The following is a 24,404-nucleotide window of genomic DNA, read 5'->3' on the forward strand; positions in this document are numbered from 1 at the left end:
CCATGGCCCCCATTCCCGGCAGCGGCCTGGCCAAGGGCCTGGCCGTCACCCTCCGCACGATGACGAAGAAGACCGTCACCGAGCAGTACCCGGACGTCCAGCCCGACCTCCCGCCCCGCACCCGCGGCGTGATCGGCCTGTTCGAGGAGAACTGCACGGTCTGCATGCTCTGCGCCCGCGAGTGCCCGGACTGGTGCATCTACATCGACTCCCACAAGGAGACGATTCCGGCGGCGACCCCCGGCGGCCGCGAACGCAGCCGCAACGTCCTGGACCGCTTCGCCATCGACTTCTCCCTGTGCATGTACTGCGGTATCTGCATCGAGGTCTGTCCTTTCGACGCGCTGTTCTGGTCGCCGGAGTTCGAGTACGCCGAGACCGACATCCGCGACCTCACCCACGAGCGGGACAAGCTCCGCGAGTGGATGTGGACCGTTCCGGCCCCGCCGGCCCTCGATCCCGGCGCGGAGGAACCGAAGGAACTCGCCGCCGCCCGCAAGACCGCCGAGAAACTGGCGGCCCAGCAGCAGGCCGAGGCCACGGCGGTGCCCTCCGGCACCGAACCGCACGCCGACGAGCAGGCCCGCGCCGCCGAAGGCCCCACCCGCCCGCACGGCGACTCCCGGCAGCAGTCGGACCAGCCGCGGCAGGAGGGCCGGGAATGACCCTCGCAGCGACCGCCGCCCGGCTCACGGCGGACACCACGGCCACCGCCGCCGAAGCCCACGGCTTCCTCTCCCCGACCGGCGTCGAGATCGCCTTCCTCCTGGTCGGCCTGGTCACCTTCGGCGCCGCGCTCGTCACCGTCACCACCCGGCAGCTGGTGCACGCCGCCCTGTGGCTGGTGGTGACCCTGGGCGGCCTGGCCGTCGAGTACCTCCTGCTCACCGCCGAGTTCATCGCCTGGGTGCAGGTCCTCATCTACGTCGGTTCCGTCGTCGTCCTCCTCCTGTTCGGTCTGATGCTCACCAGGGCTCCCATCGGCCGCTCCCCGGACGCCGACTCCGGCAACCGCTGGGCCGCCCTCACCGTGGCCGTCGCCGCCGCCGCGGCCCTGGTCTGGGTCGTCGTCGACGCCTTCCGCACCACCTGGATCGACCTGGACGGGCCCGCCGCCGGGTCCACGAAGGTCACCGGTGAGAGCCTCTTCCAGAACTGGGTCCTCCCCTTCGAGGCCCTCTCCGTCCTCCTCCTCGCCGCCCTGGTCGGCGCGATCGTCCTGTCCCGCAAGGCGAAGGCGGAGGCGGCCACCCGGTCCGACGGCGCCCCGGGCATCCGGGGCGGGAAGGAAGGGGCCCGCTGATGCACCTCGTCTATCCCGCCGTGCTCTCCGCCCTCCTGTTCTGCACGGGCCTGTACGGCGTCCTCGCCCGCCGCAACGCGATCCTGGTCCTGATGTCGGTCGAGCTGATGCTCAACGCCGTCAACCTGAACCTGGTCGCCTTCGACGTCTGGCTCAGCAAGGCCGCCGAGGAGACCCTGCACTCCGGCCAGGCCCTGACCCTGTTCACCATCGCCATCGCCGCCGCCGAGATCGGCATCGGGCTGGCCATCGTCCTCGCCGTCCACCGCAACCGCGGGACTTCGGACATCGACAAGCTCCGCGACACCGCCGAGGGCCACGAGACCGACGGCCCCGACGGTGACACCCGCACGACCGGAGAGACCGAGAAGGCTGAGGCCACCGCGTGACCACGACCACCCTCGCCGTCCTCGTCCCCCTCCTTCCGTTCCTCGGCGCCGCCGCCGGCCTGCTCCTGGGCCGCACGGCCCCCGGGTTCGTCCGCCCGCTCGCCGTCCTGCCGACGCTCGCGTCCCTGGTGCTCGCCGCGCTGGTCGCGGTGCGCCAGGGCGGCGGCCGGCCCGTGGACGCCGCCACCGAGCTCACGCCCACCGGCTCGGTCCCGGTCGACCTCGCCCTGCACATCGACGGCTTCGCCGCCCTCGTCGCCGTCCTGGTCGGCTTCGTCGCCTCCTGCGTGCAGATCTACTCGACGGGCTACCTGCGCGACGACCCGCGCTACCCCTCGTACGCCGCTCTCGTCTCCCTGTTCACCTCCGCGATGTTCCTGGTCGTCTACTCGGGCGACCTGATGGTGCTGCTGGTCGGCTGGGAGGTCATGGGCATCTGCTCCTACTTCCTGGTCGGCCACTACTGGGAGACCCCGGAGGCCCGCGCCGCCTCCCTCAAGGCCTTCCTGGTCACCAAGCTCGGCGACGTCCCCTTCCTCATCGGCCTGTTCGCCCTCGCCGCCGACGCCGGGTCCTTCCGGATCACCCGCGTCCTCGGCGCCGTCGCGAGCGGCGCGATCGACCACCCGACCCTGATCGCCCTGCTGCTCCTGGCCGGCGTGGCCGGCAAGTCGGCGCAGTTCCCGCTGCACACCTGGCTCCCCGACGCCATGGCGGGCCCGACGCCGGTCTCCGCGCTGATCCACGCCGCGACGATGGTCGCCGCCGGCGTCTACTTCGTCGCCCGTCTCCTCCCGCTCTTCGAGGCCTCGCGGGCCGCGATGGTCGTCCTGGCCGTCATGGCCGCCGTCACGATGGTCGGCTCGGCGCTGGCCGCGCTCGCCCAGGACGACATCAAGCGCGTCCTCGCCTACTCGACGATCGGCCAGCTCGGGTACATGACCGGCGCGCTCGCCGTCGGCGACCGCGGTGCCGCCGTCTTCCACCTCCTGTCCCACGGCGCCTTCAAGGCGCTGCTGTTCCTCGCGGCCGGCGTGATCATCCACGCCGCCGGCACCAACTCCCTGGCCGCCATGTCCCGCATGCGCAACCTGCGCGACCGGGTCCCCGACGCCTACTGGACGATGACCGTGGCGCTCCTCGCGCTCGCCGCGATCCCGCCGTTCAGCGGCTTCTTCTCCAAGGAGGCCGTCCTCGGCGCCGCCGAGCACACCGTCACCGGGCACACCGGCCACGCGCCGTCCGCCGCGGGCTGGACCGTCCTCCTCTCCGCCCTGCTCACGGCCCTGCTCACCGCCGCCTACGCGACGCGCCTGTGGCTGCTGGCCTTCCGCGGGCAGGGCGCCGAAGCCCCCGACCACGGCAGGCAGCCGCTGACCATGACCGTCGTGCTGTGGGTGCTCGCGGTGCCGTCCCTCGCGCTCGGCGGGTTCGCGTTCCGCGTGCTGCCCGACTGGTTCGACGGCCGCGGCCTGGCCCCGACGCTCACCACCTCCGTGCTCGGCACGGGCGTGGCCCTGGCCGGCGGCATCGTGACCTACGCGGCCTGGCGGCACACCACGGCGCTCGCGGCCCGCGTCCCGCTGGGCGCGGTGGCGGCGCACCCGGAGGGCGGCGCCGCCCAGGTCGAGGCCGAGGCCATCGCCGGCCACAAGCCCGCCTACGGCACGGTGGCCGCCGCACCCGACCCGTCCGACCCCGGGCGGCTGCTGCTGGGCCCGCTGCACCGCCACGCGGCCCTCGGCTTCCGCCTGGACGCCGTGTACGCGGCTCTCCTCGTCCGCCCGGTCCAGGCCGGCGCGAGTCTCGTCCGGTTCCTGGACCGCGAGGTCGTCGAGGCCTACGTACGGGGCGCGGGTACGCTGCCCCGCTGGCTGGGGGCCGCCGTACGACGCACCCAGACCGGCAATGTGCAGACCTATGTGAGCGCGCTGCTCGCCGGCACCGTCGTCCTCGCGGTCGCCGCCGTCCTCGTCGCCACGGGAGCGTGAGCAGGCGTGATCGATATCAACGAGTCCGTGATGCAGTTCCTTCTGGCATTCGTCGTCGTCGGCCCGCTCCTCGGTGCCGCCGCCGCTCTCCTGCCGGCCCCGCCCGGGCTGAAGGGGAAGTCGCCCGAGCAGGCCGTGCTGCGGCACGGCGTCACCGTCACCGGCGCCGTCCTCGTCGCGGCGATCGCCCTCGCGCTCGGCTTCGACCACGGCCGGCCGTCGAGGATGCAGGCCACGACCGACATCAGCTGGATCCCCGCACTCGACGTGCGCATCCACCTCGGCATCGACGGCATCTCCCTCCCCCTCGTGGTCCTGACCGCGCTGCTGACCTTCCTGAGCGCGCTCTACTCGTACTTCAAGACGCCCGCGGGCCCCACCCCGAAGGCCTTCGTCGCCCTGCTGCTCGTCCTGGAGTCCGGCACCCTCGCCACCTTCGCCGTCCTCGACCTGCTGCTGTTCTTCCTCGCCTTCGAGATGGTCCTGATCCCCATGTACTTCCTCATCGCCCGCTGGGGCGGCGAGGGGCGGAGCCAGGCCGCGTGGCGGTTCATCCTCTACACGCTGCTCGGCTCCGTGGTCATGCTGCTCGGCCTGCTCCTGATCGGAATCGAGGCGGGCACGTTCGACATGGTGGCACTCGCCACTGACAACGGCCGGTCGCTGACCACGTCCGTGCAGGTCGTCGCCGTTCTGGCGATCGGGCTCGGGCTCGCGGTGAAGACACCGATGTGGCCGCTGCACAGCTGGTTGCCCGACGCCCACACCGCCGCGCCGACCGTCGGTTCGGTCCTGCTGGCCGGCGTCCTGCTGAAAATGGGTACGTACGGGTTCGTCCGGATCCTCCTCCCGGTCGCGCCGGACGGCTTCCGCACCTTCGCCCCCTACCTCGCCGCCTTCGCCGTCGTCGGGATCATCTACGGATCCCTGGCCTGCCTGGCCCTCGCCAGGGCGGGGGCGAAGGGCGACCTCAAGCGCCTCATCGCCTACTCCTCCGTCGGCCACATGGGCTTCGTCCTGCTCGGCATCGCGACCATGACCCCGACCGGCGTGAACGGCGCGCTGTTCGCCAACATCGCCCACGGCCTCATCACCGGCCTGCTCTTCTTCCTGGTCGGCGCCCTGAAGGACCGCACCGGCACCACCGACCTCGACACCCTCGCCGAGGAGACGGGCGCCGCCCTGTACGGCAGGGCCCCGCGTCTGGGCGGCCTGCTCGCCTTCGGCGCGGTCGCCTCGCTCGGCCTGCCGGGCCTGGCCGGATTCTGGGGCGAGATGCTGGCGCTGTTCGGCGCGTTCCGGCCCGCCGACGGCCTCAGCCGCCCCGCCTTCCTCACCTTCATGGCGATCGGCGCCTTCGGCACGCTGCTGACGGCCGGGTACCTGCTCGTCGTGGTCCGCCGCGTCTGCATGGGCGCCGTGCCGCAGGACGCCGCCCGGCTCACCGACGTACGCAGCTACGAGTTCGCCGCCTGGACCCCGCTCGTCGTCCTCACCGTCGTCGCGGGTCTGTGGCCCAAGATCCTGCTGGGCCTGTCCGACCCGGCCGTGCAGCAGCTCCTCGCAGGAGGCACCCGATGAGCTCCCTGGCCCAGCCCCTGGCCGGCTCGGCGGTCCAGTCCGTCGACTGGGCGGCCATCGCGCCGCCCACCATCGCCGCCGTCGCCGCACTCGTCGTCCTCGTCGCCGACCTGTTCGTCGGCGAGGGCCGCAAGGCGCTGCTCGGCCGGCTGTCGGTGGCCGGCCTCGCCGGCTCCACGCTCATGCTGCTGCCCCTCCTGGACGGCGACCGCAGCACCTTCTGCCTGACCGGCGACCCCGGGACCTGCAGCTACACCGCGGACCGCTTCACCCTCGTCATCCAGTTCCTGGTCCTCGGCGGAGCCCTCCTCACCGCCCTGCTGTCCGTCACGGCGCTGAAGGACGCGCGCGGGGGACTGCCCGAGGGCGAGTTCTGGTTCCTGCTGCTGTCCTCCGCGGCCGGTGCCGCCCTGCTGCCCGCCTCCCGGGACCTCGCGACCCTGATCGTCGCCCTGGAGGTCGCCTCCCTGCCCGCCTTCGCGCTCGTCGGCCTCCGGCACGGCGACCGGAGGTCCTCCGAGGCCGCGCTGAAGTTCTTCCTGTCCTCGGTCACCGCCACCGCGGTCAGCCTCATGGGCATCAGCTTCGTGTACGCCTCCACGGGCACCCTCTACCTGACCCGGGTGGCCGACCGCATCCAGGACGTCGACGGGCAGCTCACCACGCTCGCCCACACCGGAGTCGTCCTCACCCTCGTCGGCTTCGCCTTCAAGACGGCCGCCGTGCCCTTCCACTTCTGGGTGCCCGACACCTACGTGGGCGCGCCCCTGCCCATCGCCGCCTACCTGTCGGTCGTCGGCAAGGCGGTCGGCTTCACCGGCCTGATCCTGGTCACGGTCGTCGCCCTCCCGTCGTACGGCGACGTCTGGGGCCCGGCCCTGGCCGTGCTGGCCGCGCTCACCATGACCGTCGGCAACGTCGCCGCCCTGCGCCAGCAGGCCGCGCGCGCGTACAGTGCGGTACGGCTGCTCGCCTGGTCCTCCGTCGGCCAGGCCGGCTACCTGCTGGTGCCCATCGCGGCCGCCGCCCGCTCCGGGGACGCCGAGCGGTCGGTCGGCTCCACCGTCGCCTACGCCCTGATGTACGGCGCCGTGAACCTCGGCGCCTTCGCGGTGGCCGCCCTCCTGGGCCGCACGCGCCCCCTCAACCGCGTCACCGACTACCGCGGCCTGTACGCCGCCAGCCCCCTGACCGCGCTGCTCCTGGCCTTCTTCCTGCTCTGCCTGGCCGGACTGCCGCCGGGCGTCATCGGCCTCTTCGCCAAGGTCACCGTCTTCTCCGCGGCCGTCGACGCGGGCCTCGGCTGGCTCGCCGTGGTCATGGCGGTCAACGTCGTCATCGCGCTGTTCTACTACCTGCAGTGGACGGCCCTGCTCTTCCGCGCCCCCGAGGGCACGCCCGAACGGCACCGCGTCCCCGCCCCCCTCACCGCGGCGATCGCCGTGACCGGCGTCCTGGGCATCGTGCTGTCGGGAGCGCCCCAGCTGGTCCTGCGCTTCACCGACACCGGGCTCTTCTGACCACCGGCCGCTTCCGGCACGTGCGCGCGGGGCACCCACCCCCACGCGCGCGTGCCGCATGCCCCGGCCGCCACCCGGACGGCCCGTGCGCGCCGCCGCGCGCACCGGGGAACCAGTCCCTTGCGCCCGGCGTTGACCAGTACGGGAGGGTCCGCCGGACGTGACACCGCGACACCGGTGGACACCGCGACAGCAAGCAAGGGTTCCCCTGCCGCACACTTGGAGGGCGTACCGTGCACCGCCGGCACAACGGGCTCAGGACCGCAGTACTCCTCGGGGGACTGTCCGCCCTCATCATCGCCATCGGCAGCTTCTTCGGCCGCATGGGACTCGTCGTCGCCGTCCTGGTCGCACTGGGCACGAACGCGTACGCGTACTGGAACAGCGACAAACTGGCGCTGCGCGCGATGCGCGCCCGCCCGGTGAGCGAGTTCGAGGCGCCCGGCCTGTACCGCATGGTCCGCGAGCTCTCCACCCAGGCCCGCCAGCCGATGCCCCGCCTGTACATCTCGCCGACGGACGCGCCCAACGCCTTCGCCACCGGCCGCAACCCGCGCAACGCCGCCGTGTGCTGCACCGACGGCATCCTGCGCCTGCTGGACGAGCGCGAGCTGCGCGGTGTCATCGGCCACGAGCTCAGCCACGTCTACAACCGCGACATCCTCATCTCGTCCGTCGCCGGCGCCCTCGCCTCCGTGATCATGTTCCTGGTCAACTTCGCCTGGCTGATCCCCATCGGCCGCTCCGAGGACGACGACGGCCCCGGCCTGCTCGGCATGCTGCTGATCATGATCCTGGGCCCGCTCGCCGCCGGCCTCATCCAACTGGCCATCAGCCGTTCCCGGGAGTACGAGGCCGACGCCTCCGGCGCCCAGCTCACCGGCGACCCGCTCGCCCTCGCCAGCGCCCTGCGCAAGCTCGAGACGGGCACCAAGCAGCTCCCGCTGCCGCCCGAACCCCGCCTGGAGACGGCCGGCCACCTGATGATCGCGAACCCGTTCCGACCGGGGCAGGGCCTGTCGAGGATGTTCTCCACCCACCCGCCGATGGCGGACCGCATCGCCCGGCTCGAGAAGATGGCAGGTCATCAGTGAAGACCGTCCTGAACGTCATATGGCTCGTCCTCAGCGGCTTCTGGCTGTTCCTCGCCTACCTGCTCGCGGGTGTGCTGCTCTGCGTCACGATCATCGGCATCCCCTTCGGCGTCGCGGCCTTCCGCATCGGCGTCTACGCCCTGTGGCCCTTCGGGCACACCACGGTGGAGCGCCGTGACGCGGGCGCGCCGTCCTGCGTCGGCAACGTCCTGTGGCTGGTCCTCGCGGGCTGGTGGCTGGCACTCGGCCACATCGTCACCGGGATCGCCCTGTGCGTCACGGTCATCGGCATCCCGCTCGGCATCGCCAACTTCAAGCTGATCCCGGTCTCGCTGCTCCCGCTGGGCCGCGAGATCGTGCGCACGGACCAGCCGTTCACCCAGTACCGGTGACACCGGGCCGGGCCCGTCCCGGAGCCCGTGGACCGGGCCGTCGTCCACAACCGCCGGGTTGTCCACAGGCCCGCCCGACGCCCGGTGGCGCCCTGCAGGATGGCCCCATGACCGAGACCGAGCAGGTGCCGCCCCGGACGGCGGCCGAGGCCCGCAACACCCGCCCCCGGAGCCGGACTTCCCCTCCCGATCCCCTCGACGTGGCCACTCCGGCCCGCGCCCGGGACGCCCCGGGCCTCTTGCCCGCCCCCGCCGCTCGCCGACCTCCACCCGCGGACAGCGGACGGCCGATTCGGCCCCGAGCACGGCCGGTCGCCCCTGCTCCGCACCCCGCCGGCCGATCAGCCCGCGGCTGCTACGACAGAAGGGCCGAAGGGGCGAAGACACCGATCCGGACCGGCCTGAGCGGACACCCGGCACCCGCGCCGACGAACTGACCCCCGTACGGCACGCGCCCCTGCGCCGGACGCGCACGCGCGTCCACACGGACAACGCCCGGCACACGTGCTCGGCGCGTACGGCGGACACGCCCCTGTGTCAGGAGGGCACGAAGCCCCCGCCCCTGCGCACTGCCCGCTAGGGCCTGTCGTCGAACTCCCGCCTGCCCCGCGACGCCCTGCACGCACTCTCGCCGCACCGGGCGCAGACCCGAGTACGTCCAGTACGAGGGCCCGCGCCCGGCACGCCGAGAGCACGCACCCGACGCCGCGGGGCCCGCCCTCCGGGCGGACGACGGGAGTCCGACGACAGACCCTAGGTCCTCCGTCCGGCCGCCCACCGCCGCGCCCCGTACGCCGCCGCGCCCACCGCCAGCACGCCCGCTCCCACGACCACCGACACACCCGGCAGCGAGAACGCCAGCACCACGCACCCGACGAGCCCCACCGCCGGCACCACACGTGCCACCGGGGCCGAATCCAGCGTCCAGGCCGAGGCGTTGGCCACCGCGTAGTACGCCAGCACACCGAAGGAGGAGAAACCGATCGCGCCCCGGACGTCCACCGTGGCGGCCAGGACCGCGACCGCCGCGCCCACGGCCAGCTCCGCCCGGTGCGGAACCCGGAAACGCGGATGCACGACGGCCAGCGCGCCCGGCAGATGCCGGTCCTTGGCCATGGCCAGCGTCGTCCGCGAGACGCCCAGGATCAGGGCGAGCAGGGAGCCCAGCGCGGCCACGGCGGCGCCCGCCCGCACCACCGGCGCCAGCCCGGGCACCCCGGCCGCCCGCACCGCGTCGGCCAGCGGCGCGGTCGCCTCACCGAGCCCGTCCGGCCCCAGCACCGAGAGGACGGCCACCGCCACGCACGCGTACACCGCCAGCGCGATCCCCAGAGCCAGCGGGATCGCCCGCGGGATGGTGCGCGCCGGATCCCGCACCTCCTCCCCGAGGGTCGCGATACGGGCGTACCCGGCGAAGGCGAAGAACAGCAGACCGGCCGCCTGCAGGAGGCCCGCGCCGTCCGGGGCCCCGAGGTCCAGCCGCCCGGCGCCGGCCTCGCCGGACCCCAGGCACACGACCACCACGGAAGCGAGGACCGCCAGGACCACCGCCACGATCGCCCGCGTCAGCCACGCGGACTTCCGGACACCGCCGTAGTTCGCCGCGGTCAGCGCCACCACCGCCGCGACCGCCACGGCGTGCGCCTGGTCCGGCCGGACGTACGCCCCCACGGTGAGCGCCATCGCCGCACAGGAAGCCGTCTTCCCGACCACGAACGACCAGCCCGCGAGGTAACCCCAGAACTCCCCGAGCCGCTCACGTCCGTACACGTACGTACCGCCCGAGGCCGGATACAGGGCGGCCAGGCGCGCCGACGACGCGGCGTTGCAGTAGGCGACCACGGCGGCGACCGCGAGCCCGGGCAGCAGCCCGGACCCGGCCGCGCGCGCCGCCGGCGCCAGGGCGGCGAAGATCCCGGCTCCCACCATCGAGCCGAGGCCGACGACCACGGCGTCGCCCACGCCGAGGGTGCGCCGCAGCTCGGAGCCGGAAGACGTCATGGGCCGCACCCTACTGATCGCCGCAACCGCCGGGCGGACCCGGCTCGCCCCCTTCATCGGGCCGGCGCGAACGCGCGGGACGAGCACGGCCCGTCCGCAGTGCGCGGCAGGCGAGAAGGGCGGGCACCACCAGGTGCCCGCCCTTCCGCGCGAACCCGCGACGCGGGCCTACCGGTAGTTCACGAACTGCAGCGCGAAGTCGAAGTCCTTGCCCTTCAGCAGCGCGATGACGGCCTGCAGGTCGTCGCGGCTCTTGGAGCTGACCCGCAGCTCGTCGCCCTGCACCTGGGCCTTCACGCCCTTCGGGCCCTCATCGCGGATGATCTTCGCCACCTTCTTCGCGTTCTCCTGGGAGATGCCCTCCTGGATCGACGCGAAGATCTTGTACTCCTTGCCGGAGAGCTGCGGCTCGCCCGCGTCCAGGGCCTTGAGCGAGATGCCGCGCTTGATCAGCTTGGACTGGAAGACGTCGAGGACAGCCTTCACCCGGTCCTCGGAGTTCGCCTCCATGAGGATCTTGTCACCGGACCATGAGATCGAGGCGCCCACGCCCTTGAAGTCGTAGCGCTGCGAGATCTCCTTGGCGGCCTGGTTGAGGGCGTTGTCGACCTCCTGCCGCTCGACCTTCGAGACGATGTCGAAACTGGAGTCGGCCATGTCCTGTGGCTCCTTGTATCAGGGTGCGAATCGGGGTGCGTTCCGGGCGCGTACCGGTGTACGCGGGCGGCCGCCGAGTCCGGCAGGTTCCCGGGCCGCATCCGGACAAGCCTAGCCACCCCCCGCCCCCCGGGCGCCGATCAATCGGGTGGCGAAGCACCCCTCCCCATCGGGTATTGTTTACGTCGTTGCCACGGAGCACCGCCGAAAGGCGGTCCGAACGGCAGCAACCCCGGCGGTGTGCCCGAGCGGCCAAAGGGAGCAGACTGTAAATCTGCCGGCTCAGCCTTCCCAGGTTCGAATCCTGGCGCCGCCACAAGACCGAAAGGGTCTGTGACCAGCAGCAATGCTGATCGCAGGCCTTTTTGGCGTTCACGGGCCCGGCCTAATCGTTATGGATGCTTTTTCCTGGTGTGTCTCACTCTGATTCGGGTGTTGACCAGTCCGTGTGGGGCAGGCGTGGGGCAGCTTTCCAGCCCTCCTGGCTGCCGGTCTTCGGTGCCCGCTCGATTCGGGCGTTCGCTGTGGCGGCGCCGTCCAGACACTTCGCGTACACCCGGAACAGCACGGCCACGCTATGGCCGGCACGAGCGGCCACCTCCTGTGGCTCCCCACCGGAGCTGGACCATGTGGATACGACGGCGTGACGTAGATCACATGGCCGCTTGGCCGGCGGTGACGCGCACTGCGCGGGCGTGAGGGCACGTGCGCGAGCTTCCGCCCACACCTCGCCGTATCCGGTGTCCCGGATGAGCCCGCCGCGCTGCGTCCGGAACAGCCGCCCGTCCGGTGCGACGCCGTACGCCGTGATGTGCCACCGCAGCAGGTTCACGAGGTCGGGCGGGATCGGCACGGTACGGGCCGCCTTCCGGGGCCGGTGTCTCAGGCCCCGCCGGTCGTGGGCTTCGCCGCTGTTCGTCCAGGCCGATCCCGACCGCGGACGGGTCTCCCGGAGCCGCAGAGTTCCCCACCCTCGGCGGGGCAGGTCGCAGTCCTGCAGGCGCAGGCCGATGACTTCCGCCGGCCGTGCCGCCGCGTGGTACATGCACCCGAAGAACGCGACCAGGCGGCGCCCGCGGGTGCTCTGTGTCCGCACGGCGTCGAGCAGTGCGAGCGCCTGTCGGGGATCGGGCACTGAAACGGGGTCCAGCTCCTCGGCCACCTGCTCCGGAGCCTTCCACTGAACCTGCTGCAGGGGGTTGTCCGTCAGACGGCCGGCGTCGACGGCATAGCCGAGTGCGTTGTGGAAGATGGCCCGCTTCCGGCGGATGGTCGACGCGGACGCCGTGGTGCCGTCCAGTTTCTTGGTCAGGGCGTCCAGAGCGGCGCGCACGCGCATCCGGTCGGCCAACGAGGACGTGGGCGGGGACTTCCGCTCGAACCACGCCAGCACGGCGGCCACCTCGTCCGACGGTTCCAGGTCGCGGCGGCTCACGTTGAATGCCCAGCTGTGGAGGGCCGTCCGTACCGTCCTGGCGTCGACCATGCCCTTGGTGCCCTTGGTGCCCTTGACGAGGGCGGGCGTGACGGTGGCCCTCGCTTCCGCGAGCGTCCGGCGTGTCGAGCCGGGGGAGTGCTGCCACTTCATCTCGATGTACTCGCGGACGTGCTGGTACCAGCTCACGCCGTTGCGCTGCCGCAGCTCGGAGAGCGGCACCCCGGTGGCCTCGTCGAACAGCTCTCCGTCGTGCGCCGCCCGCAGCAACTGAGCGCGCCGGCCCTCCGCCAGGGTCTTGGCGCGGAACGTCTGGGAGTGCGGGGTGTCGCCCGTCTTCCGGCGCAATTCCGCGGAGGACCCGGAGCCCGGTTCGGGGGAGAGGCGTGGATGAAGTCGGATTCGTGGCCGTGCGCGCGGATGAACTCGATGGCGTCGCCCTGGTGGAAGACGTCACCGCAGTAGTCCGGCTGCGCCTGGATGTCGACGCCGGTCACGTGCCAGCCGAGCCGCCGGTAGCCGTGCGCGGCGCCGCCGATGAGTAGTAGGCGTCCAGCACCCGTAAGGGCCGGAACGTGCCCGGTACTCGCCGGACGGTGGTGGAGTCGGCCCTGCTGGAGACCTCCAATAGGTCTGTAGTGGACTGGTTGGGCGAGGGCGGCCCCGGACTTTGGCGAGACGGGGGCCGCCCTTGACATGGCTAGGTGGTGCAGCACGTTCCGCGCATGCATGGCCCTCCGGGGTAGCCGGTCGTGCATGGCGGAGGAGAGACAGAGCGGCGGCGTTGAGCCCCGATCGGCTCGATTGCGTTGGGGATTACGGCTGCGGAGATTCGTTGTTGCTTTGGCTGTCTACGGGTGCTGCGCAGTGCTCGCGCACGTCCTGACTGGTAAGTCGTGGGGTAGCGCGCTCTCGTTGGCCGTCGGACTTGCCGTGGGCTGGGTGGTGACGCGGGAGTTCTGGCCGCCCCCGGACCTCCGACGGAGGCAACGCCGTAACCGGTGAGCGTCGGCCGTGAAAGTGGCTGCGCTTGAACGTGGCCTTGCGGATGTTGACCGTGGTGTTCCCCCTGTGGCCGGGGTGCGGCTCACGGCCGTGGCAGGGCGCGGCCACGGCCGCCTGAGGGACCGCACCCCGCGTGTCCAGCGCCTACCGCTCCGCCACCCCGTCCGCCGCCTCCCTGCCGTCCGACCCCACGGGCACGTCCTGGGCACCCGCCCCGGCCGGCACGGAGTCCTCCCGCACGGCCCGCTCCGCCGCCCCGGCCGCCCGCTGCCGGGGGATGAACGCGGCGACCGCGAAGGCGAGCAGCGCGGCGCCCGCGCCGCTGGCGAGGACGGCCTTGAACCCGTTCTCCGACGGCAGGGCCGTCTGCCCGAACCGGGTCGTCATCTGGGCCAGGATCACCCCGGCCACCGCACTCGCCGTCGACGTGCCGATCGACCGCATCAGCGTGTTGAGGCTGTTGGCCGCGCCGGTCTCCGAGGCCGGCACCGCGCCCATGATGAGCGCCGGCATGGCGCCGTAGGTGAAGCCGATACCGGATCCGATGACGCAGGAGACCAGGACGAGGTGCCAGACCTCGGACATCAGCACGATGTTCAGGCCGTACCCGGCGGCCACGATCAGGGCGCCGGTCATCAACGTGATCTTCGGCCCCCGGGCGTGGGAGAGGGCGGCGGAGACCGGCGCCGTGGCCATCATCACCAGGCCGGACGGGGCCATGACCAGGCCGGCGGCCAGCAGCGACCTGCCGAGACCGTAGCCGGTCGCCTCGGGCAGCTGCAGGAGCTGCGGGAGGACCAGGGACATCGCGAACATCGCGAACCCGAGCGCGATGGAGGCGAGGTTGGTGACCAGCACCTGGCGGCGCGCGGTGGTGCGCAGGTCGACCAGCGGTTCCTTCACGCGCAGTTCCCACCAGCCCCACACCGGCACGACGGCGGCGGTCGTCGCGAACAGGCCGAGGGTCGTGCCGCTGGACCAGCCCCAGTCGGCGCCCTTGGAGATCGCCAGCAGCAGGCACACCAGCCCGGTGGCCAGACCGGCGCCGCCGACCAGGTCGAAGCGTCCGCCGGTGCGCACCCGCGACTCCGGCACGATCACCGGCACCAGGACGAGGGCGAGGACGCCCATGCCGGCCGAGGCCCAGAACAGCGCGTGCCAGTCGAGGTTGTCCGCGATGAGCGCGGCGGCGGGCAGGCCGAGGGCGCCGCCGACGCCGAGCGAGGCGCTCATCAGCGCGGTGGCGGAGCCGAGCCGTTCGGCGGGCAGCTCGTCCCTCATGATGCTGATGCCGAGCGGGATCACGCCGGACGCCAGGCCCTGCAGCGCCCGCCCGACGATCATCGGGGTCAGCGAGTCGCTGAGCGCGGCGGTGACCGAGCCGGCCACCAGCATGACCAGGCTGATCAGGAGCATCCGGCGCTTGCCGTACATGTCGCCGAGCCGTCCGGTCATCGGGGTGGCGACGGCGGCGGCGAGCAGCGTGGCGGTGACGGCCCAGGCGGTGTCGGACGGCGAGGAGTGCAGCAGCCGGGGGAGTTCCGGGACGATCGGGATCACCAGGGTCTGCATCAGTGAGACCACGATCCCGCCGAAGGCCAGGACCGCCACGACGGCGTTGGCGCGCGGCGCCGCGCGCCCCGTGTCGTCGGCGGGGCGGGCAGGGGCAGGGGGCATGGTCGGGCCTCCGTAGGGGTGGGGACGGAACGACCCGCACACGCTAATCCCTATTGATTGACTTAAGCAAACATACTCGGATCCCGCGGTCGCCCGCCCGAAGGAACGGGGAGGGGCCGGGCCCGCACCACCCGCCCCGCCGCGCCGGCACCCGCCCGCGTCCCCGCCGCGCCGGCACCCACCCGGGCACACCGGCCTCGTCCCCGCCGTGCCGGCACCCGTCCGGGCACACTGATCCCATGTCCTCCCGCCGCAGACCCTGCCCCGAGTGCCGCCGCGAGATCGCCGTCGTGGCCGGGCGCTACGCACGCCACGACCCGCCCGGCGCGCGGGGCAGCGGCGAACTCACCTCGTGCCCCGGCTCCCGCCGCCAGGCCCGGCCCGGCGCCGAGCAGCCGTCGCTGGACGGCTACGCCGTACCGGAGTTCCCCGGCCAACTGCCGCTGTTCTGAGGCGTCCGCCAGGGACCGCTCAGTTCCCCGCCACCGACTTGACCGCCACCGACACCGGCGCCGGCCCGCTGATCAGCTCCAGCGTCAGCCCGGCCGTCGCGGGCGTGTCCAGCAACTCCGCCAGGACGGCGGCCACGTCGTCGCGCGGGACCGGACCGCGGCCCGTGTGGGCCTCCAGGCGCACCAGGCCGGTGCCGGCGTCGTCCGTCAGCCGGCCCGGGCGCAGGATCGTCCAGTCCAGCGCGTCGAGGCCGCGCACGTAGGCGTCCGCCTCGCCCTTGGCGCGCAGGTACACGTCGAAGACCTCGTCGCCCCGGTGGGCCGGGTCGGCACCCATGGACGACACGATCACGAAACGGCGTACGCCCGCGCGGACCGCCGCGTCCGCGAACAGGACCGCCGCGGCCTTGTCCACCGTCTCCTTGCGGCCCGCCCCGCTGCCCGGGCCCGCGCCCGCGGCGAACAGCGCCGCGTCGGCGCCCCGCAGCCGCTCCGCGACCTCCTCCACGGACGCCGACTCCAGGTCCAGCACGACCGGTTCGGCGCCCGCCTGCCGCAGATCGTCGGCATGTTCCGCCTTGCGGACGATCCCCGCGACCTCGTCCCCGCGCGCCGCGAGCAACCGCTCCAGCCGCAACGCGATCCGACCATGACCACCAGCGATGACAATGCGCATGCCTCCGACCGTACGCCCGCCCGCCCGCGTCCGCCGCACGGCCTCGGTCCGCCCCCTCCCGCGGCACGCCCCGCGCCGGCGTCACAACGGCTGTCCGCGCCCCTGCCGCGGCAGGGGCGGCTCCGCCGACGCCGCCGGACTCCGGTACTCCCGTACCGCGCTGGTCCGTGCCACCACGCGCCCGGCGTGCACCACGATCCGGCTGTACCCCAGCGACAGCGCCCCCGCCAGCCGGTCCCCGCGCACCGCCAGCAACTCGGCGGGGAAACCCGCCTCCACCCGCACCTCGGGCAGTCCCAGCGCCGCCCGCGCCGACGCGCTCACGGCGTCGTAGGCGTCCTCGGGCGGCAGGCCGTGGCGCGAGGCCAGCAGGTACGCCGCCTCCAGCGGATCCCCGCGGCCCACGGGGTTCGACACGTCCCGCAGCGCGCCGCTCCCGGCGGTCACCCGCACCCCGGCCGCCCGCAGCAGCCGCACCGGGGCCGTGCCCCGCCGGTCGGAGCCCTCGCAGCCCCCCTGCGGCAGGCACACCACCGTCACCCCGGCCGCCGCGAGCCGGTCCGCGGTCCGGGAGGCCACCTCGCGGGGCAGCCGGCCGAGGGCGCCGCACGGGCTCAGCGCCACCCCGGGGCGCAGTCCGCCCGCCATCGCCGCCAGCCGGGACAGACGCGCGGGATCGGCGGCGTCGGTGTGCAGGTCGACGGGGCAGCCGTACTCGGAGGCGATCTCGAGGACCCGCTCCGCGTGGCCCGCCGGGTCGGGGTCGAGGTCCGGGCAGCCGCCCACCGCCGAGGCGCCCATCTTCAGCGCGTCGCGCAGCACCGCGAGCCCGTCCGCCCCGGCCGTCCCGGTCAGCACCCGGGGCACCGCCACCGCCGTCAGCTCCACCAGCCCGCGCAGCGCGCGCCGCGCCCGCAGGACGGCCGCCAGCGCGCCCAGCCCCTGGACGCCGCCCACGCGCACGTGCGCCCGCAGCGCGGTCGCCCCGTGCCCGAGCTGGAGCAGCGCGGCCTGCGTCGCCCGGCGCTGGACGTCCCGCGGATCGTCGGAGACCGGGCCGTCCGCGTCGGCCGACAGGGCCGTGTCGGCGTGGACGTGCGGCTCGACGGGGGCCGGCAGGAGCAGGTAGCCGCCGAGGTCCACGCGCGCGTGCGCGCCGCCCGCCGCGAGGCTCCCGGCCGTGCCGACCGCCTCGATGCGCCCGCCGCACAGCCGTACGTCCACGGCCCGGCCGTCGGTCAGCCGCGCCCCGCACAGCAGCAGCGGGGCCGGGTCCGCGGCACCCGACGGGGACGGCGAGGGCGGCGGTGGCTGCGGCCGGCTGTCGGGCATCGTGCTCCAGGGGCTCGGGACGCGCGCGGAGGACGCAAGATCACGCAGAGTGAGTCGAGCCTAGGACGGCCACCTGGTCGTCGCGGGGAGGAGCGCAATAGTCGTACCGGTGTGGTCCGCCGCTCCGCCGCGGGCCCGCAGGGCCGGCGGGAGGGCCGCGCGGCGGGCCGCGGCGGGGGCCGCGCGGCGGGCCGCGGCGGGGGCCGGGAAACGGATTTGGGCGAACGGCCGCCGAGCGTGTAATGTCTTCATCGCTCGCCCCAATAGCTCAGTCGGCAGAGCGTCTCCATGGTAAGGAGAAGGTCAACGGTTCGATTCCGTTTTGGGGCTCTGGTGTGACGGTTCCCGCCGCGAGGCGGGGCCCGGCCGCATCAAAGCGGTGTAGCTCAGTCGGTAGAGCAAGCGGCTCATAATCGCTGTGTCACCGGTTCAAGTCCGGTCACCGCTACTCTCAGTAGCCGATTGCGGGGTCGGTCCTTCGATCGGCTACTCTTCTTGCGTTAAATCAGTCCACCCGTTCGTCAAGGAGCACTCACGTGGCTGCCACCGACGTCCGCCCGAAGATCACGCTGGCCTGCGTGGAGTGCAAGGAGCGGAACTACATCACCAAGAAGAACCGGCGTAACAACCCGGACCGTCTTGAGATGAAGAAGCACTGCCCGCGTTGCAACGCGCACACCGCGCACCGCGAGACGCGATAAAACAGGCTCGTTCGCGAGGCCGTCCCCGTATTGCCGGGGGCGGCCTCGCGGCGTTTCGGTCCGCCGGTCACCTCTGGGTGCCGGCCGGCGGTCCCAGGTCATCCACAGCAGACACCAGGAGGTGCCGGGCCATGGCGCTCGACCAGTCCTTCGTGGGGCGGACCTATCCGCCCACCGAGCCCTACGAGGTGGGGCGGGAGAAGATCCGTGAGTTCGCCGAGGCGGTCGGGGACGCCCATCCGGCCTACACGGACGTGGAGGCCGCCAAGGCGCTCGGCCACCCCGACGTGATCGCGCCGCCGACCTTCGTCTTCGCGATCACCTTCAAGGCGGCGGGTGAGGTCATCCGGGATCCGCAGCTCGGCCTCGACTACAGCCGCGTGGTGCACGGCGACCAGAAGTTCGCCTACCACCGCCCGGTGCGCGCCGGCGACCGGCTCACGGTCACCTCGACCATCGAGTCGATCAAGTCCCTGGCGGGCAACGACGTCCTGGACATCCGCGGCGAGGTGCACGACGAGGCCGGTGAGCACGTCGTGACCGCCTGGACCAAGCTCGTGGCCCGCGCGGCCGAGGAGGCGTGAGCACCACCATGACGGCGAAGATCGCGTACACCGACGTCGAGGTCGGCACCGAGCTGCCCGCGCAGACGTTCCCCGTGACCCGCGCCACCCTCGTCCAGTACGCGGGTGCCTCCGGGGACTTCAACCCGATCCACTGGAACGAGAGGTTCGCCCGGGAGGTCGGGCTGCCGGACGTCATCGCGCACGGCATGTTCACCATGGCCGAGGCGATCCGCGTGGTCACCGACTGGGCCGGCGACCCCGGCGCGGTCGTCGAGTACGGCGTCCGCTTCACCAGGCCCGTCGTCGTCCCCGACGACGACCGGGGCGCCGTCATCGAGGTCGGCGGCAAGGTCGCCGCCAAGCTCGACGGCAACACGGTCCGCGTGGACCTGACGGCGACCAGCGCCGGACAGAAGGTGCTGGGGATGGCGCGGGCGGTCGTGCGGCTGGCCTGAGCGCACCCGCGCGCAGTCCGAAGGACGGGGGGCGTCCGCGACCGCGGACGCCCCCCGCGGTCCGTCGGCTCCTTGACCCGGTTAGTGATTGAGCACTAACTTTCTTCCGTGGTCAGGATGAGTGCAGAAGACAGGCGGGAGAGCGTCATCCGCGCGGCGACGGCCGAGTTCGCCCGCGGGGGCTATCACGGCACGTCGACCGAGGCGATCGCCAAGCGGGTCGGCGTCTCGCAGCCGTACCTCTTCCGGCTCTTCCCGGGCAAGAAGGCGATCTTCCTGGCGGCGGCGGAGCGCTGCGCCGAGGAGACCGTCCGCACGTTCAGGGAGGCCTCGGAAGGGCTGGAGGGCGAAGCGGCCCTGCACGCCATGGCGAACGCCTACACCGAGCTCATCGCCGAACAGCCCGAGCGGCTGCTGATGCAGATGCAGATGTACGCCGCCGCGGCGGCCGCCGAACAGGAGGGCGACCGCGAGATCGGGGAGACGGTGCGGGCCGGCTGGATGCGGCTGTGGGACACCGTCCACCTGCCGCTGGGCGCCGACGTCGACGAGACGACGACCTTCCTGGCGTACGGAATGCTCGTCAACTGCCTGGTGGCCATGGGGTTCCCGCCCGAGCACCGGGTGTGGGAGGGGCTCTACCCCTCGGCGCGGAGCAAGGGCCGGCTGGAGCACTAGGCGCACGAAGGGCGGACCCGTCCGCCTCTTCGTGACCGCGAAAGTTAGTCATTGATAACTAATCATGGATTCCGGGGGAACGATGTCGGAGCAGACCGCACGTCGCGGGGGAGCCGTCTGGGCCCTCGCCCTCACCAGCGTCGCCGGTTTCATGGCGGCCCTCGACAACCTCGTCGTCACCACCGCGCTGCCGTCCATCCGCGAGGACCTGGGCGGGGGTCTGCACGACCTGGAATGGACCGTGAGCGCCTACACGCTCACCTTCGCCGTCCTGCTGATGACCGGCGCGGCCCTCGGCGACCGCTTCGGCCGCCGCCGGCTCTTCCTCGCCGGCCTCACCGTCTTCACCGGCGCCTCCGCCGCCGCGGCCCTGGCACCCGGCATCGACTCCCTGATCGCCGCCCGCGCGGTCCAGGGCGCCGGAGCGGCGGTGATGATGCCGCTGACGCTGACCCTGCTGACGGCCGCCGTGCCGGCCGCCAAGCGAGGCATGGCGTACGGCGTCTGGGGGGCCGTCAACGGACTCGCCGTGGCCTCCGGTCCGCTGGTCGGCGGCAGTCTCACCGAGCACGTCTCCTGGCAGTGGATCTTCTGGCTGAACGTTCCGCTCGGTCTGGCCCTGCTGCCGCTCGCCCGCCTGCGCCTCGCCGAGTCGTACGGCAGCGGGGCCCGGCTCGACGTCCCCGGCACCCTGCTGGCCAGCGGCGGCCTCTTCGGGATCGTCTACGGCCTGGTCCGCGGCCCCGTCGACGGATGGACCGGCGTCACGGTCCTGACCGGCCTGTTCGCCGGCTCCGCGCTGCTCGCCGGGTTCGTCCTGTACAGCGCGCGGGCCGCGCACCCCATGCTGCCGATGCGGCTGTTCCGCTCCCGCGCCTTCGCCGGCATCAACGCCGCGAGCCTGCTGATGTTCCTCGGCATGTTCGGCTCGATCTTCCTGCTCAGCCAGTACATGCAGGGCGTGCTCGGCTACTCGCCCACCGAGGCGGGCCTGCGGATGCTGCCCTGGACCGGCATGCCGATGCTCGTCGCGCCGATCGCCGGCATCCTCTCCGACCGCGTCGGCGGACGCCCGGTCGTCGCCGCCGGTCTCTTCCTGCAGGCCGCCGGGCTCGGCTACATGGCCGTCGTGGCCACGGCCGACGCCTCCTACGCCGCCCAGCTGCCCGCCCTGGTCGTCAGCGGCGTCGGCATGGCCCTGTTCTTCGCCCCGGCGTCCCACCTGGTCATGTCCAGCGTCCGCCCCCAGGAGCAGGGCATCGCCTCCGGCGCCAACAACGCCCTGCGCGAGGTGGGCGGCGCGCTCGGCATCGCCGTCATGGCGTCGATCTTCGCGGCCCGGGGCGGATACGAGTCCGGCCAGGCCTTCGTCGACGGCCTGCGGCCCGCGCTGGTGACGGGTTCCGCGGTGGTCGGCCTGGCGGCGGTCGCGGCCCTGCTGATCCCGGGGCGGCGTCCCGCGCGGCCCGCGACCCCGGACACGTCCGCTCCCGTCCTCGAGACGGCCACCCCCTGACACCACACCCGAAGGAGCAGTCGTGCCCCCTCTCCTGCGGACCGCGCCGGACACCCCCGCGCGCGACACCGAGGCGCACGTCCTCGCCTCCCGCTTCGAGACCCGCACCCGGTGGGAGCCCCGCGGTTCCTCCTGCGGACACCGCGCGCGGGGCGGCAGGCGGCCCGGGCCCCCGGCGCCTGCCGGGCCACGCTGACGGCCGGACCCCTGCGGCGGACCCTCCGGACCCCGTCCGCCCGGGAGTCGTCCGAGGCGCTGCGCGCCTTCGCCCGCTCCGGCCCTCGCGCACCGGCCTCGCGGAGCCCCGCCCCGCAGACGCCGGACGCGGAGCCCGCCACCCGGACGGCGAGGAGCGACGAGCTCCCGCCCGGCCGGGCCGGGACGCCGCGCCGCCCGGTGTGAGCACGCGCGCGTCCGGTCCCGCCACCGGCGGCGGGACCGGACGCGCGCGTGCCGGCCCGCCGGCGCCGTCTCGTAGTCTTGGGCGCGTGCAGGAACTCCACGACGCCCCCCTCGCCCCGCTGACCACCTTCCGGCTGGGCGGTCCCGCCACCCGCCTGGTCACCGCGACCACCGACGACGAGGTGATCGCCGTCGTGCGCGAGGCCGACGACACCGGCACGCCGCTGCTGGTCATCGGCGGCGGTTCCAACCTGGTCATCGGCGACCAGGGCTTCGCGGGCACCGCGCTCGTCATCGCCACCGAGGGCTTCTCCCTCGACGGCACCCGGCTGGAGCTGGCCGCGGGCGAGGTGTGGACCGACGCCGTCGCCCGCACCGTCGAGGCGGGCCTGGCCGGCGTCGAGTGCCTGGCCGGCATCCCCGGCTCGGCGGGCGCCACCCCCATCCAGAACGTCGGCGCGTACGGCCAGGAGGTCTCCTCCACGATCACCGAGGTGATCGCCTACGACCGCACCACCCGGCGGACGGTCGCCCTGGCCAACGAGGAGTGCGCCTTCTCCTACCGCCACAGCCGCTTCAAGGCCGACCCCGAGCGGTACGTCGTCCTGCGCGTCCGCTTCGAACTGGAGGACGCCGGCGGCCTGTCGGGCCCCCTGAGGTACGCCGAGACCGCCCGCGCCCTCGGCGTCGAACCCGGCGACCGGGTGCCCCTCGCGGACGCCCGCGACACGGTCCTGAAACTGCGCGCCGGGAAGGGCATGGTCCTGGACCCCGAGGACCACGACACCTGGTCGGCCGGGTCCTTCTTCACCAACCCGATCCTCACGGACGCCGAATTCGCCGCCTTCCGCGCGCGCGTGCGCGAGCGGCTCGGCGACGGCGCGGAGCCGCCCGCCTACCCGGCGGGGGAGGGCCGCACCAAGACCTCCGCGGCCTGGCTGATCGACAGGGCCGGCTTCCCCAAGGGCTACGGCGACGGGCCCGCCCGCATCTCCACCAAGCACACGCTCGCGCTCACCAACCGGGGCGGGGCGACCACGGAGGACCTGCTCGCCCTGGCCCGCGAGGTCGTCGCCGGCGTCCGCGACGCCTTCGGCATCACGCTGGTCAACGAGCCGGTGACGGTCGGGGTCAGCCTTTAGCCCCTGTCGTCAGGGCCCGGGCGCGCCCTTCGGGCCACGCCCGGTTCAGTAGGCCACTCCCACGCCCTGCTTCACGGTGGCCGGGTCGCCGACCATCGCCAGCATGGCGTGTGCCACGTCGGCGCGCCCGATGAAGCGGCCCTTGGCGGGGAACCCGCCGACGACCCTCCGGTAGGCCCCGCTGACCGGCTTGTTCCGCAGCCGCGGCGGCCGTACCACCGTCCAGTCCGTGGCACTGCGGGCGATGCCGGCCTCCATCTCCCGCAGATCCGCGTAGATGTCCTTGAGGACCGCGGAGACGATGCCCCGCACGGCACGGTCGAAGGGCCCGTCCTCCCGCGGTTCCGGCCCCACCGGCGCGGCGCTCACCACCAGCAGCCGCCGTGTCCCCTCCGCCTCCATCGCGTCCAGCACCGTGCGGGTCAGCCGGGCCGCGACCCCGGCGTCCCGGCGGCTGCGGGCGCCGAGCCCGGAGAGCACCGCGTCCCGTCCGGCCACCGCCGGGCGCACCGTCTCCGGGTCGGCCAGGTCGGCCCGGACCACCTCCAGGCCCCGGCCGGTGACGGACAGCCGCGCGGGATCCCGTACGACCGCGGTGACCTGGTGCCCGGCCTGCAGTGCCTGCCGGACGATCTCCTGCCCGATGCCTCCCGTGGCACCGAAGACCGTGAACCTCATGACGTACTCCCCCTTGCTCCCACCAGTGGGTGAGTACTCACTCACCCTGGTCTCCCCTAGAGTGAGTAAGCATTCACTCACCCGTCAAGCCCGGTTGGAGCAGCCATGCAGTCACCGGCCCTCAAGCCGGCCCGGGAACGCGTCCTGGACGCCGCGCACCACCTGATGCTCACCGTGGGGCTCGCCCGCGCCACCACCAAGGAGATCGCCCGGGCCGCCGGGTGCTCCGAGGCCGCGCTGTACAAGCACTTCGTGAGCAAGGAGGAGCTGTTCATCCGCGTCCTGACCGAACGGCTGCCGCAGCTGGCACCGCTGCTGCACGGCCTGACCGCCGAGCCCGGGCGGGGAACGCTGGTGGACAACCTCACCGAGATCGCCCGCCGGGCGGCCCTGTTCTACGAGCAGAGCTTCCCGATCGCGGCCTCGCTGTACGCGCAGACCCAGCTCAGGCAGCGGCACGACGACGCGATGCGCCGGCTGGGCAAGGGCCCGCACCTGCCGATCGAGGACCTCGCCGGGTACCTGCGGGCCGAACAGGCCGCGGGCCGCGTCAGCGCCGACGCGGACACCTTCGCGGCGGCCTCCCTCCTGCTGGGCGCGTGCGCGCAGCGGGCCTTCGCCTACGAGGCGAGCCCCGGCGGACGCCCCGACGTGGACGACTTCGCCCGGCGCCTCGCCCGCACCCTGCTGAGCGGAATCTCCGTCGCCGACACCCCGGCGTGACCGCGGACCCCGCTGTGTGGGGTTCCCGCGCGCGGCCG

At 73.3% G+C, this 24,404-nt stretch carries 23 protein-coding genes, 3 tRNA genes and 1 pseudogene; 19 read left to right on the forward strand and 8 right to left on the reverse strand.

All coding sequences use genetic code 11. From position 1 onward, the window contains the following. The first annotated feature begins 2 nt into the window (after positions 1 to 2). The 8 genes from AB0L29_RS17995 (at position 3) to AB0L29_RS18030 (ending at position 8,270) form a co-directional block, all read left to right on the forward strand. Positions 3 to 665, forward strand: coding sequence for an NADH-quinone oxidoreductase subunit I (locus tag AB0L29_RS17995; RefSeq protein ID WP_365828200.1), 663 nt, complete (start codon positions 3 to 5; stop codon positions 663 to 665). Then, on the forward strand, positions 662 to 1,303 hold the full coding sequence (locus AB0L29_RS18000; protein WP_365828202.1) for an NADH-quinone oxidoreductase subunit J: 642 nt from the start codon (positions 662 to 664) through the stop codon (positions 1,301 to 1,303). The genes AB0L29_RS17995 and AB0L29_RS18000 overlap by 4 nt, the downstream gene beginning before the upstream one ends. Beyond that, positions 1,303 to 1,692, forward strand: coding sequence for an NADH-quinone oxidoreductase subunit NuoK (gene nuoK, locus AB0L29_RS18005; RefSeq protein WP_365828204.1), 390 nt, complete (start codon positions 1,303 to 1,305; stop codon positions 1,690 to 1,692). Before AB0L29_RS18000 ends, nuoK begins: the two co-directional genes overlap by 1 nt. Beyond that, positions 1,689 to 3,683 carry an NADH-quinone oxidoreductase subunit L gene (locus AB0L29_RS18010; protein ID WP_365828206.1) on the forward strand — a complete coding sequence of 665 codons (1,995 nt, stop codon included), beginning with the start codon at positions 1,689 to 1,691 and terminating at the stop codon, positions 3,681 to 3,683. Before nuoK ends, AB0L29_RS18010 begins: the two co-directional genes overlap by 4 nt. Before the next feature lie 6 nt (positions 3,684 to 3,689). Continuing rightward, the gene (locus AB0L29_RS18015; protein ID WP_365828208.1) at positions 3,690 to 5,264 is read left to right on the forward strand and encodes an NADH-quinone oxidoreductase subunit M; all 1,575 of its coding nucleotides are present in this window, start codon (positions 3,690 to 3,692) and stop codon (positions 5,262 to 5,264) included. Then, positions 5,261 to 6,784 (forward strand): NADH-quinone oxidoreductase subunit N, encoded by a 1,524-nt coding sequence (locus tag AB0L29_RS18020; RefSeq protein WP_365828210.1) that lies wholly within the window; start codon positions 5,261 to 5,263, stop codon positions 6,782 to 6,784. Before AB0L29_RS18015 ends, AB0L29_RS18020 begins: the two co-directional genes overlap by 4 nt. A gap of 233 nt (positions 6,785 to 7,017) precedes the next feature. Continuing rightward, positions 7,018 to 7,878: a zinc metalloprotease HtpX gene (htpX, locus tag AB0L29_RS18025; RefSeq protein ID WP_365828212.1), complete on the forward strand. Its 861-nt coding sequence runs from the start codon at positions 7,018 to 7,020 to the stop codon at positions 7,876 to 7,878. Then, the gene (locus AB0L29_RS18030) at positions 7,875 to 8,270 is read left to right on the forward strand and encodes a YccF domain-containing protein (protein WP_365828214.1); all 396 of its coding nucleotides are present in this window, start codon (positions 7,875 to 7,877) and stop codon (positions 8,268 to 8,270) included. The genes htpX and AB0L29_RS18030 overlap by 4 nt, the downstream gene beginning before the upstream one ends. A 753-nt stretch (positions 8,271 to 9,023) precedes the next feature. Here the strand turns inward: AB0L29_RS18030 and AB0L29_RS18035 are convergent. Further along, on the reverse strand, positions 9,024 to 10,271 hold the full coding sequence (locus AB0L29_RS18035; protein WP_365828216.1) for an APC family permease: 1,248 nt from the start codon (positions 10,269 to 10,271) through the stop codon (positions 9,024 to 9,026). Between the two features lie 168 nt (positions 10,272 to 10,439). Continuing rightward, positions 10,440 to 10,928: a YajQ family cyclic di-GMP-binding protein gene (locus tag AB0L29_RS18040; RefSeq protein WP_166001462.1), complete on the reverse strand. Its 489-nt coding sequence runs from the start codon at positions 10,926 to 10,928 to the stop codon at positions 10,440 to 10,442. Between the two features lie 234 nt (positions 10,929 to 11,162). Between AB0L29_RS18040 and AB0L29_RS18045 the strand changes: the two genes are divergently transcribed. After that, positions 11,163 to 11,244 (forward strand) — tRNA-Tyr (locus AB0L29_RS18045). 102 nt (positions 11,245 to 11,346) lie between these two features. Here AB0L29_RS18045 and AB0L29_RS18050 read toward each other — a convergent pair. The 3 genes and pseudogenes from AB0L29_RS18050 to AB0L29_RS18060 all read right to left on the reverse strand — a co-directional run bounded on the left by AB0L29_RS18050 (position 11,347) and on the right by AB0L29_RS18060 (position 15,045). After that, positions 11,347 to 12,711: a site-specific integrase gene (locus AB0L29_RS18050; protein WP_365828218.1), complete on the reverse strand. Its 1,365-nt coding sequence runs from the start codon at positions 12,709 to 12,711 to the stop codon at positions 11,347 to 11,349. A 26-nt stretch (positions 12,712 to 12,737) separates the two neighbouring features. Continuing rightward, positions 12,738 to 12,922 (reverse strand): annotated as a pseudogene (locus tag AB0L29_RS18055) (DNA methylase); the annotation flags it as partial. 590 nt (positions 12,923 to 13,512) lie between these two features. Continuing rightward, complete coding sequence (locus AB0L29_RS18060) at positions 13,513 to 15,045, reverse strand: MFS transporter (protein WP_365828220.1); 1,533 nt, start codon at positions 15,043 to 15,045, stop codon at positions 13,513 to 13,515. Between the two features lie 239 nt (positions 15,046 to 15,284). Here AB0L29_RS18060 and AB0L29_RS18065 point away from each other — a divergent pair, with 239 nt between their 5' ends. After that, entirely contained in the window at positions 15,285 to 15,497 is a 213-nt protein-coding gene (locus AB0L29_RS18065; protein ID WP_365828222.1) for a hypothetical protein, read from the forward strand. A gap of 19 nt (positions 15,498 to 15,516) precedes the next feature. Here the strand turns inward: AB0L29_RS18065 and AB0L29_RS18070 are convergent, their stop codons facing one another. Both AB0L29_RS18070 and AB0L29_RS18075 read right to left on the reverse strand, forming a co-directional pair. After that, positions 15,517 to 16,173 carry an NAD(P)H-binding protein gene (locus AB0L29_RS18070; RefSeq protein ID WP_365828224.1) on the reverse strand — a complete coding sequence of 219 codons (657 nt, stop codon included), beginning with the start codon at positions 16,171 to 16,173 and terminating at the stop codon, positions 15,517 to 15,519. Between the two features lie 81 nt (positions 16,174 to 16,254). After that, positions 16,255 to 17,505 (reverse strand): amidohydrolase family protein, encoded by a 1,251-nt coding sequence (locus AB0L29_RS18075; protein WP_365828226.1) that lies wholly within the window; start codon positions 17,503 to 17,505, stop codon positions 16,255 to 16,257. 257 nt (positions 17,506 to 17,762) lie between these two features. Here AB0L29_RS18075 and AB0L29_RS18080 point away from each other — a divergent pair. The 8 genes from AB0L29_RS18080 (at position 17,763) to AB0L29_RS18115 (ending at position 22,965) form a co-directional block, all read left to right on the forward strand. Continuing rightward, positions 17,763 to 17,835 (forward strand) — tRNA-Thr (locus AB0L29_RS18080). A 45-nt stretch (positions 17,836 to 17,880) separates the two neighbouring features. Then, a tRNA-Met gene (locus AB0L29_RS18085) sits at positions 17,881 to 17,953 on the forward strand. An 88-nt stretch (positions 17,954 to 18,041) separates the two neighbouring features. Then, the gene (gene rpmG, locus AB0L29_RS18090; RefSeq protein ID WP_003948671.1) at positions 18,042 to 18,206 is read left to right on the forward strand and encodes a 50S ribosomal protein L33; all 165 of its coding nucleotides are present in this window, start codon (positions 18,042 to 18,044) and stop codon (positions 18,204 to 18,206) included. A 131-nt stretch (positions 18,207 to 18,337) separates the two neighbouring features. Further along, positions 18,338 to 18,790: a MaoC family dehydratase N-terminal domain-containing protein gene (locus AB0L29_RS18095; RefSeq protein ID WP_365828228.1), complete on the forward strand. Its 453-nt coding sequence runs from the start codon at positions 18,338 to 18,340 to the stop codon at positions 18,788 to 18,790. 8 nt (positions 18,791 to 18,798) lie between these two features. After that, the gene (locus AB0L29_RS18100; RefSeq protein WP_365828392.1) at positions 18,799 to 19,227 is read left to right on the forward strand and encodes a MaoC family dehydratase; all 429 of its coding nucleotides are present in this window, start codon (positions 18,799 to 18,801) and stop codon (positions 19,225 to 19,227) included. A gap of 108 nt (positions 19,228 to 19,335) precedes the next feature. Beyond that, positions 19,336 to 19,905, forward strand: a complete 570-nt coding sequence (locus tag AB0L29_RS18105) for a helix-turn-helix domain-containing protein (protein ID WP_365828230.1) — start codon at positions 19,336 to 19,338, stop codon at positions 19,903 to 19,905. A gap of 82 nt (positions 19,906 to 19,987) precedes the next feature. Beyond that, the gene (locus AB0L29_RS18110) at positions 19,988 to 21,421 is read left to right on the forward strand and encodes an MFS transporter (RefSeq protein ID WP_365828232.1); all 1,434 of its coding nucleotides are present in this window, start codon (positions 19,988 to 19,990) and stop codon (positions 21,419 to 21,421) included. 488 nt (positions 21,422 to 21,909) lie between these two features. Beyond that, a complete protein-coding gene (locus AB0L29_RS18115; RefSeq protein WP_365828234.1) occupies positions 21,910 to 22,965 on the forward strand; it encodes a UDP-N-acetylmuramate dehydrogenase in 1,056 nt (351 codons plus the stop codon). A gap of 45 nt (positions 22,966 to 23,010) precedes the next feature. On the opposite strand, the gene AB0L29_RS18120 is transcribed toward AB0L29_RS18115, so the two are convergent. Then, positions 23,011 to 23,643, reverse strand: a complete 633-nt coding sequence (locus tag AB0L29_RS18120) for an NAD(P)-binding oxidoreductase (protein WP_365828236.1) — start codon at positions 23,641 to 23,643, stop codon at positions 23,011 to 23,013. 105 nt (positions 23,644 to 23,748) lie between these two features. On the opposite strand from AB0L29_RS18120, the gene AB0L29_RS18125 reads away from it, so the two are divergent. Beyond that, on the forward strand, positions 23,749 to 24,366 hold the full coding sequence (locus tag AB0L29_RS18125; RefSeq protein ID WP_365828238.1) for a helix-turn-helix domain-containing protein: 618 nt from the start codon (positions 23,749 to 23,751) through the stop codon (positions 24,364 to 24,366). Positions 24,367 to 24,404: the final 38 nt, after the last annotated feature.

The organism is Streptomyces sp. NPDC052701, from assembly GCF_040678355.1.
Taxonomy (GTDB): Bacteria; Actinomycetota; Actinomycetes; order Streptomycetales; family Streptomycetaceae; genus Streptomyces.